An 8,422-nucleotide genomic window follows, 5' to 3' on the forward strand; every position below is an offset into this window, starting at 1 on the left:
ACCGTCCCGGGCAGACCCGGGTGCATGGGCATGAGTCACGGCTATGGCGCCTCGGACGACGAGCAGTCGATCGCCACCCTGCACCACGCCCTCGACCTCGGCGTCACCCTGCTGGACACCGCCGACTTCTACGGCTTCGGGCACAACGAGGAACTGATCGGCAGGGCCGTCGCCGGACGCCGTGACCAGGTGGTGCTGGCCACCAAGTTCGGGTTCGCCAACCGCCTCGGCGAGCCCACCCTGATCCGGGGCGACGCCGTGTATGTGCGCCAGGCCTGCGAGGCCTCGCTGCGCCGACTCGGGGTCGACCACATCGACCTCTACTACCAGCACCGGGTCGACCCCGAGGTGCCGATCGAGGAGACCGTCGGCGCCATGGCCGAGCTGGTACAGGCCGGGAAGGTCCGGCACCTCGGTCTCTCCGAGGCGAGCGCGGACACCGTCCGGCGTGCCCACGCGGTCCACCCGATCACCGCGCTGCAGAGCGAGTGGTCGCTGTGGACCCGTGACCTGGAGCCGGAGATCGCCCCGGTCTGCCGCGAACTCGGCATCGGCATCGTCCCGTTCTCGCCGCTCGGGCGCGGCTTCCTGACCGGCCGTTACGGCTCGGTGGAGGGGATGGCGGACAACGACGTACGACGCGGCCAGCCGCGCTTCGCCGACGGCAACCTCGAACGGAACCTGGCGATCGTGGCGCGGCTGGAGAAGCTGGCAGCGGCGAAGGACATCACCGCGGGACAGCTCGCCCTCGCCTGGGTGCAGCACCGGGGCGACGACGTCGTGCCCATCCCGGGCACCCGGCGGCAGCGGTACCTGGAGGAGAACCTCGCCGCCCTGGCCGTGGAACTGTCCCCCGAGGACCTCGCCGCCATCGAGGCAGCCGCGCCGGCCGAGCAGATCGCCGGAAACCGCTACGACCCGACCAGCCTGACCTTTGTCAACGGCTGAGGGACAAGAGGCGACTGGTCGGCCAAGTGCTCGGGGTCCCGCTCCGCTACGGCACCCCGAGCTCGAACAGCGCATACCCCGCGTACGACCCGGAGGCCGCCGCCGCGACGCCCAGGGGCCAGCACATCATCAGGGGGCTGAGGCGGCGGAGGGCGAAGGCGAGGGGGAGGAAGAGGGGGAACGCGGGCAGGAGGTAGCGGGAGACGTTGGCGAAGATCTGCTGGCTGCCGAGGATCAGGGCCAGGGTGAGGGCCGTGTAGACGACGAGCGGCGCCGGCGGGCGGTGGCGCAGGAGCAGGCCGAGCATCGTGCCGGCGAGCAGGACCGTGCCTAGGCCGATGACGTCCGCGAAGGGGTAGGCGAAGAGGTAGTCGAAGTGGCCCACGGGGACGGAGGTGAGGACGTCCAGGGTCTGTTCGCCGTAGTCGAAGGTGTGCGCCCAGGCGCCGTCCTGGAGTTTGAAGTAGCCGCCGTAGTCGCCCATTCGGTGTCCGACCCAGGCCAGATAGCCGAACAGGCCGAGCGGTGCCATGGCCAGCGCGAGCAGCGGTCGTACGACGCCCTCCTCGCGTCGATGGCGGTGCAGGGCGAGTGCGACGGCGACGCCCAGGGCCGCGATCAGGGCGCCCGCGGTGGGGCGGTTGAGGCCGGCGAGGAAGGTGAGGAGGCCGGCGGTGAGCCAGATGCGGCTCAGCATGGCATGACAGGCCCAGGCGGCCAGGGCGACGTAGAGGGAGTCGGAGTAGACCGCCCACTCCACGCCGGAGCCGGGCCATACGGCCCACAGCCCGGCGGCGGCGAGTCCGGCCCTTCGCCCGCCGAGGTGTGCGGCGACCGTGTAGATCCCCAGGGCGGCAGCGAAGGACGCGAGGACGGAGACGAGCAGGCCGGCGCCGTACGAACCCAGGCCTGTGGTTTCGGAGGTCAGGCGCATCAACGCCGGGTAGAGCGGGAAGAAGGCGGCCGAGTTGCCTTCGAGGGTGATCATTCCGGTGGGGGCGGGGACCGGGACGAGCGCGGGGTCGTAGCCGTGTTCCGCGACCTGCCGGTACCACCAGCCGTCCCAGGTGGCGAGCACGTCCCAGGGGTGCTCGCCGCCGCCGAAGCGGGGGTGCTTCTCGCGGAAGTCGCCCGCGGAGTGCAGCAGGTACAGGAAGACGGTGAAGCCGATCAGCTTCAGGGCGCCGTAGAGGGCGAGGACGGGGCCGTAGCGTGTGGCGGCTCTGTGCAGCGGGTGCTGAGGGCTGACCTCCATGAAGCGGGCGTTCCAGGTCGGCCGGGTGTCGGTGGCGTTCATCGGGCCCCTTTGCGGAACACCCAGGCGCGGAAGAGCAGGAACCGCAGCAGGGTCGCGGTGAGGTTGGCGGCGACGAGTACGGCGAGTTCCGTGCGCGGCGAGGCGTCGGGTGCCGTGAGGTGCAGCGTGGCGAGCGCGCCCGAGGTGAGCGTCAGACCGAGTACGAAGACCAGCAGGCCGCGGGCCTGGTGCCGCAGCGCCCCGTCCCGGCCGCGCACACCGAAGGCGAACCGTCGGTTCGCGGCCGTGTTGGCCACGGCGCACACCAGGAGCGCGAGCGCCTTGGCGGCCTGCGCTCCGGTCGCCGGACGCAGGGCGGCGTAGAGCAGCAGGTGGGCGACGGTGCTGACGGCGCCGACGAGGGCGAAGCGCAGGAGTTGGGGGAGCAGCCCTTGGCGCGTTCCGTCGGAGGGCAGTCTGCCGCGGGCAAGAGCCGTGCCGATCCGGACGATTCCGCGCAGGTCCGCGAGGGCGGTGGCGAGGAGGTCGACGCGGCTGTCCGGGTCGTCCACCCAGTCGACCGGCACCTCGTGGATGCGCAGTCCGGCCCGTTCGGCGATCACCAGCAGCTCGGTGTCGAAGAACCACTCCTCGTCCCGCACCAACGGCACCAACCGCTCGGCGACATCACGCCGTACCGCCTTGAACCCGCACTGCGCGTCGGAGAACCCGACGGCCAGGGTGGAACGGAGCAGGGTGTTGTAGCCGCGGGAGATGAACTCCCGTTTGGGGCCCCGGACCACGCGCGATCCGGGCACCAGCCTGGTCCCGATGGCGAGGTCGGAGTGCCCGGAGATGAGCGGCGCGACGAGCGGCAGCAGCGCGGCCAGTTCGGTCGACAGATCGACATCGACGTACGCCACAACCGGCGCCGACGACCGTGACCAGGCCGCCCGCAACGCCCGCCCCCGCCCCTTCTCCTCCAGCCGCAGCCACTCCGCCTCCGGCAGCTCGCGGGCGAGTCGGGCGGCGATGCGGGGTGTGGCGTCCGTGCTGGCGTTGTCGGCGACGGTGATGCGGAAGGGGTATGGGAAGCCCGCGCGCAGATGGGCGTGGAGTCGGCGCACGCTTCGTTCGAGGCCCGCCTCCTCGTTGAAGACGGGGACGACGAGGTCGAGAACGGGGGCGCGGGGGTCGACGTCTATGGGTCGCCGCGTCATGAGCTGCTCCCGTTGCGTTGTCACTGTTTGTCCTTGTCTGTGCTCTGCCGCGGGGCATGCCGAAGGCAGCCGGGGCGGGGTGTTCATAAGGCGTGGGGCGCGGTCAGGGGGTGATGGAGGTCTCCGGCGGGGGAACCGATACCGATTCCGTGGATGTGGATGTGGATGTGGCCGTGGTCGACGGCGAGGTGGGTGTCGAGCTGTCGCTCGTGACCGGCGGTGAGCTCGGCGGTTCCGATGTCGGCGTGGGGGAGGTGCCGGGCACGGAAGTGGTGGGTGCGGGGGCCGGGGAGCTGGGCTCGACCTGCTGTGTCCCGCCGGGTCGCAGCATCAGGGCGAGCGCGAGTACGGCCACCGCGAGCACCGATCCGGCGGCGTTACGGGCCGCTCGGAGCCGGCGCCGGGTGCGTACCGCGTCCTGGAGCCGTTCCCGCTGGCGGAGCTCGAAGGGGGCGTACTCCTGGGAGGAGCGCATCATCCGCGCGAGTTGCTCTTCGAAGTGGTCCATGGCTCCTCCTTCACCCCACCGGCTCGATGACGTCGGACAGGAGCTGCCGCAGCCGGGCGACTCCGCGGGAGGCGTGCGAGCGGGCGGTGCCCACCGGGCAGCCCAGCACCTCCGCGACCTGCCGGTCGGGCAGGTCCTGGTAGTAGCGCAGCACCACGGCGGCCCGCTGCTTCGGAGTCAGCTGCGCGAGCGCGGTTTCCAGCCGCGACCGTTCGGCGACGGCGGCGGACACATCGCCCGGCAGCGCCACCTCGGGCACCTGCTCGACGGGCCGTTCGCCCCACCACCGCCGCCGTGCCGACCGTGCGGCGGCCCGTGCCATGACCTGACGGACGTAGGCCTCCGGCGCCTCCTCGCCGACCTTCGCCCACACGAACCACAGCTTGACCAAGGACTCCTGCAACAGATCCTCGGCCCGGTGACGATCCCCTCCGGTGAGCAGGCGTGCGAGATGCAGCAGCGCCGACCACCGGGCGGCCACAAAGCCGTCGAACCCACCGTCCCGAGCCCGCCGCATCCACACGCCCCTGCTGTCGCCCGTCACCTACACCTGTGAGAAGGCCTTGAGACCTCTGTGGCGCTGCACTTGCGGCGAGTGATCTGGACCACATCGGCGGCAGGCGGGAGTTGATGCAGCCGGTGTGCCAGGCTCCCCGTGATCATCCGGCTCGGCTTAATGCATATGATGTGCAGGTGCACGACTACAGCATTAGAGTGGCTGCCCCGGAGGACCTGGACGCTGCACGGGCCGTGATGCTCGACACCGTCTACCGCGACTTCGGCAGTGGCTATGTGCCCCGCTGGCACCGGGACATCATCGACCCTGCCGCCGCCTACCTCGCATCCGACCGGCACACCCTCCTCGTCGCCGTCGACCAGCACGACAGTGAGGTCGTCGCCACCGCTGCCCTGGACTCCCGGGGGCCGGCTCATCCGCCGAATCCTCGGGGTGTTGCCGAGCGGTATCCGTCCGGGGAGACCGCGCAGGTTCGGCGGGTTTATGTGCGTCCTGGGCATCGGCGGCGGGGGATCGCTCGGCGGCTGGTGCGGGGGCTGGTCGACTTCGCCGTGGCGGACGGGGGGTATCGGGCCGTGTATTTGCATACCGATCCGGCCGTGGAGGGGGCCGAGGCGTTCTGGCGGTCCGTCGGGAACGTGGTGCATGACGAGCGGGAGGATCCCGGTGGTGGGCAGGGGATCGTTCACTTCGAGATACCGGTGGGGCGGTAGAGCGATCGTGCTTCGGATTCGTCTGCTTGCCTCTCTTCTGCTCGCTCCCCTCCTCGTCGGCTGTTTCGCCTCTTCCGGTGGCGGGTCCTCCGACGACGCCTCCGGTGGGGGGCGGTTGCGCGTCGGGCTTGCCTTTCCGCCTGCCGAGAATCTTTCGCCTTATGGCGCCGACGCCACCATCCTCACTCGGCTCGGCGTCACCGAGGGACTGACCTCGCTCGACGCAAACGGGGCCGCCGCTCCCGCACTTGCCGCTTCCTGGCGGCAGGAGGGGGCGCGTACGTGGGTGTTCACGCTGCGCGAGGCGACCTTCCAGGACGGCACCGCCGTCACTCCCGCCGCCGTCGCCGCCTCGCTCACCCACGCCACCGAGGCCGAGCCCGCGCCCGCCGCCCTGGCCGGCGTCGGACTCACCGCCAAGGCCGCCGGTGACACCGACGTACGTATCACCACCGACGACCCCGACTCCGTGCTGCCGCTGCGGCTGTCCAGCCCTTCGCTGGCCGTCCTCTCCGCCAAGGCCTACGGCGCCGACGACCGCGTCGATCTCGTCGGCACCGCCACCGGGCCCTTCGAGCTCACCAAGGTCATGGGCAGCACCGCCGCCACCCTCGACCGGTACGACGACTACTGGGGCGGTCGTGCCCAAGCGCCCGGGATCGACGTCAAGTTCATTCCGGACGGCACCGCCCGCACCAGCGCCCTGCGCACCGGGCAGATCGACCTCGCCGAGGCCGTTCCCGTCGCCCAGGCGGCCTCGCTCGACCAGGGCATCCGTAAGGCCACCGCCACCACACGGACCACCAGCCTGCTGCTCAACTCCGCGTCCGGGCCCTTCGAGGCGGCCGCGCTCCGGGCCGCCGCCCGGCAGGCCGTCGACACCTCCGTGCTCGCCGAGGACGTGTACGAGGGGTACGCCGACGCCGGTGCCGGGATCTACGGGCCCGCCGTCGCCTGGGCCGAGGGCAGGCGGACCGCTCCGCTCGGGCGCGCCGAAGCGGCCAAGGCCGAGGGCACGTCGATCACCCTCGCCACCTACGACAACCGGCCCGAGCTTCCCGAAGTCGCCCAGGTGCTCAAACAGCAGCTGGAGAAGGCGGGGTTCGACGTCACCGTCGAACTGCGCGAGTACTCGCGGCTCGAAAGCGACGCGCTGGACGGGAAGTTCGACGCCCTCGTCCTCGCCCGCAACACCCTTGTCGACACCGGCGACCCCGTCTCCGTGCTCGCGAGCGACTACACCTGCGACGGCGGCTACAACCTCGCCCAGCTCTGCGACAAGGACGTCGACCGGGCCGTCGCCAAGGCCGAGGACGCCGTCGACACTGCCGAGCGCCAGGACGCGGCCATGGCCGCCGAGGCGGAGATCCTCGGCACCGACGCCGTCGTACCCCTGGTGCATCAGCGGATCATCACCGGCGTCGGCACCTCGGTGCGCGGCGCGCTGCTCGACCCGTACGAGCGGACCCTCGTCGGTCTCGGCACCCGGCGCTGAACGTGCGTCGGCAGACAGGCGCCCTCCTGTGGCGGGCGGGGACAGCGGTCGCCCTGGTGTGCGCCATCGGTGTGCTGCCCTGGGTCTCGCACACCGACCCCGCGCTCACCGTGCTCAAGGCACGCTCGGCGGACCGCGATCCCACGCCCGAGGTACTGGCGGCCATCCGGGACCAACTCGGCCTCGACGCAGGCCCGTTCCGGCTGCTCGGGCAGTGGGTTGAGCGGGCTGTGGCGTGGTGACTTCGGGCGGTCATGGCTCAGCGGCGGGGATGTCGCCCCCGTTGTCCTCCAGGCCCTGGGCGTCTCGCTGTCGCTGATGGCCGTCGCCCTGCTGACAGCCGTCGTCACCGCCGCGCTCATCTGCGCCCGCACCCTCCACCTGGGCGCCCGTCGCCGGCCTGCCGGGGGTACCGGCTCCGCCGTCCTCGCCGCGCTGCCCGAATTCCTCACCGCCACCCTGCTCGCCACCGTCGTCGGCGTCCAACTCGGCTGGCTCCCCGCCCTCGGCTGGTACGGGCCCGGTTCATGACACGGCTGCCCCGGCGCAGGCCCTCCAGGACAAGGGAGTTGGCAGCCCGATGACCATCGCGCCCGTCCGTGCGCGGCTTTCGCCCCTCCTCCATCTGCTCATCCTCACCCAACTCGCCTTCAACATCGGCTTCTTCGCCGTCCTCCCCTTCCTCGCCGAACACCTCGGGCAGGCGATCGGCATGGCGGGCTGGCTCGTCGGGTTCGTGCTCGGGTTGCGGACGTTCAGTCAGCAGGGGCTTTTCGTGGTGGGCGGGGCGCTCGCCGACCGGTACGGCATCCGGCCCGTCGTACTCGCCGGGTGCGTGCTGCGGATCGCCGGGTTCGCGTGGCTGGGGTTCGCCGAGGAGACCTGGGCCGTCATCGGCGCCGTCCTGCTGATCGGGTTCGCCGCCGCGCTGTTCTCGCCCGCGGTGGAGTCCGAGGTCGCCCGGCAGGCCGTCGTGCATGAGCACCACGGCGGTTCGCGGACCCGTGTGCTCGCGCTGTTCACCGTGGCCGGACAGGCAGGCGCGTTCGTCGGGCCGCTGCTCGGGGCGCTGTTGCTCTCCGTCGACTACCGCACGGTGTGTCTGGGCGGCGCCGGGATCTTCGTCCTCGTCCTCGCCGGACACGCCTGGCTGTTGCCGCAGCACATCCCGGGGCGAGAGCGCGTCCGAGTCCGGGGCGGAGTCGGCCCGTTGCTGCGCAACCGGCGTTTTCTCGCGCTGTGCGGCGCATACGGCGCCTATCTGCTCGCCTACAACCAGCTCTACCTCGCGCTGCCCGCGGAGGTGGAGCGTGTGACCGGCTCGCAGGAGGCGCTGGCCTGGCTGTTCGCGCTGTCCTCGCTGCTGGTGGTGACCGCCCAACTGCCCATCACCCGTTGGGTGGGGGAGCGGCTCAGTCTGCGCCGGTCGATGGGGGCCGGGCTGTTGCTCATCGCGGCCGGGTTCGCGGTCGTGGCCGCGGTGCGCTCGGCCGGGCTCCTGCCCGCGGCGGGGTTCGTCGTGCTGCTCACCCTCGGCCAGATGCTCGTGGCGCCCGCCGCGCGGGCCTGGGTGCCGGATCTCGCCGACGAGGGACGGCTCGGCCTCTACACCGGGGCGCTGTCCTCGGTGTCCGGGCTGATCGTGCTGGCCGGCAGCTCGGCGACCGGCGCACTGCTGAACAGCGGGCTCCCGGCGGCCGTGCCGTGGCTGGTCCTGGCTGCCGTGCCGGTGGCGGCGGTGATGCTGCTGCCGCGTCAGACGGCGACCAGTTCCTCCTCGTCCA

General features: G+C 71.7%; 8 protein-coding genes and 1 pseudogene. 5 read left to right on the plus strand and 4 right to left on the minus strand.

All coding sequences use genetic code 11. The features are described from left to right. Window positions 1-24 precede the first annotated feature (24 nt). Complete coding sequence (locus H4N64_RS38545) at window positions 25-948, plus strand: aldo/keto reductase (RefSeq protein WP_272491838.1); 924 nt, start codon at window positions 25-27, stop codon at window positions 946-948. Between the two features lie 46 nt (window positions 949-994). Here H4N64_RS38545 and H4N64_RS38550 read toward each other — a convergent pair whose 3' ends face one another. From H4N64_RS38550 to H4N64_RS38565, 4 genes are all read right to left on the minus strand, one after another. Further along, window positions 995-2,203, minus strand: coding sequence for a hypothetical protein (locus tag H4N64_RS38550; RefSeq protein ID WP_260860230.1), 1,209 nt, complete (start codon window positions 2,201-2,203; stop codon window positions 995-997). Between the two features lie 38 nt (window positions 2,204-2,241). Next, window positions 2,242-3,405, minus strand: coding sequence for a bifunctional glycosyltransferase family 2/GtrA family protein (locus H4N64_RS38555; protein ID WP_186287271.1), 1,164 nt, complete (start codon window positions 3,403-3,405; stop codon window positions 2,242-2,244). Between the two features lie 103 nt (window positions 3,406-3,508). Then, window positions 3,509-3,913, minus strand: a complete 405-nt coding sequence (locus tag H4N64_RS38560; protein ID WP_186287272.1) for a hypothetical protein — start codon at window positions 3,911-3,913, stop codon at window positions 3,509-3,511. 10 nt (window positions 3,914-3,923) lie between these two features. Beyond that, a complete protein-coding gene (locus H4N64_RS38565) occupies window positions 3,924-4,430 on the minus strand; it encodes a SigE family RNA polymerase sigma factor (protein WP_186287277.1) in 507 nt (168 codons plus the stop codon). A gap of 176 nt (window positions 4,431-4,606) precedes the next feature. Between H4N64_RS38565 and H4N64_RS38570 the strand changes: the two genes are divergently transcribed. The 4 genes and pseudogenes from H4N64_RS38570 to H4N64_RS38585 all read left to right on the plus strand — a co-directional run. Continuing rightward, window positions 4,607-5,143, plus strand: a complete 537-nt coding sequence (locus tag H4N64_RS38570) for a GNAT family N-acetyltransferase (protein WP_186287273.1) — start codon at window positions 4,607-4,609, stop codon at window positions 5,141-5,143. Window positions 5,144-5,150: 7 nt separating this feature from the next. Then, the gene (locus H4N64_RS38575; protein ID WP_336246921.1) at window positions 5,151-6,638 is read left to right on the plus strand and encodes an ABC transporter substrate-binding protein; all 1,488 of its coding nucleotides are present in this window, start codon (window positions 5,151-5,153) and stop codon (window positions 6,636-6,638) included. A 2-nt stretch (window positions 6,639-6,640) separates the two neighbouring features. Next, window positions 6,641-7,160: pseudogene (locus tag H4N64_RS38580) on the plus strand (ABC transporter permease family protein); the annotation flags it as partial. Window positions 7,161-7,218: 58 nt separating this feature from the next. Next, on the plus strand, window positions 7,219-8,422 hold a 1,204-nt coding region (locus H4N64_RS38585; protein ID WP_186287275.1), incomplete at its 3' end, for an MDR family MFS transporter.

This window comes from Streptomyces cupreus, from assembly GCF_014257025.1.
Classification (GTDB): Bacteria; Actinomycetota; Actinomycetes; order Streptomycetales; family Streptomycetaceae; genus Streptomyces; species Streptomyces cupreus.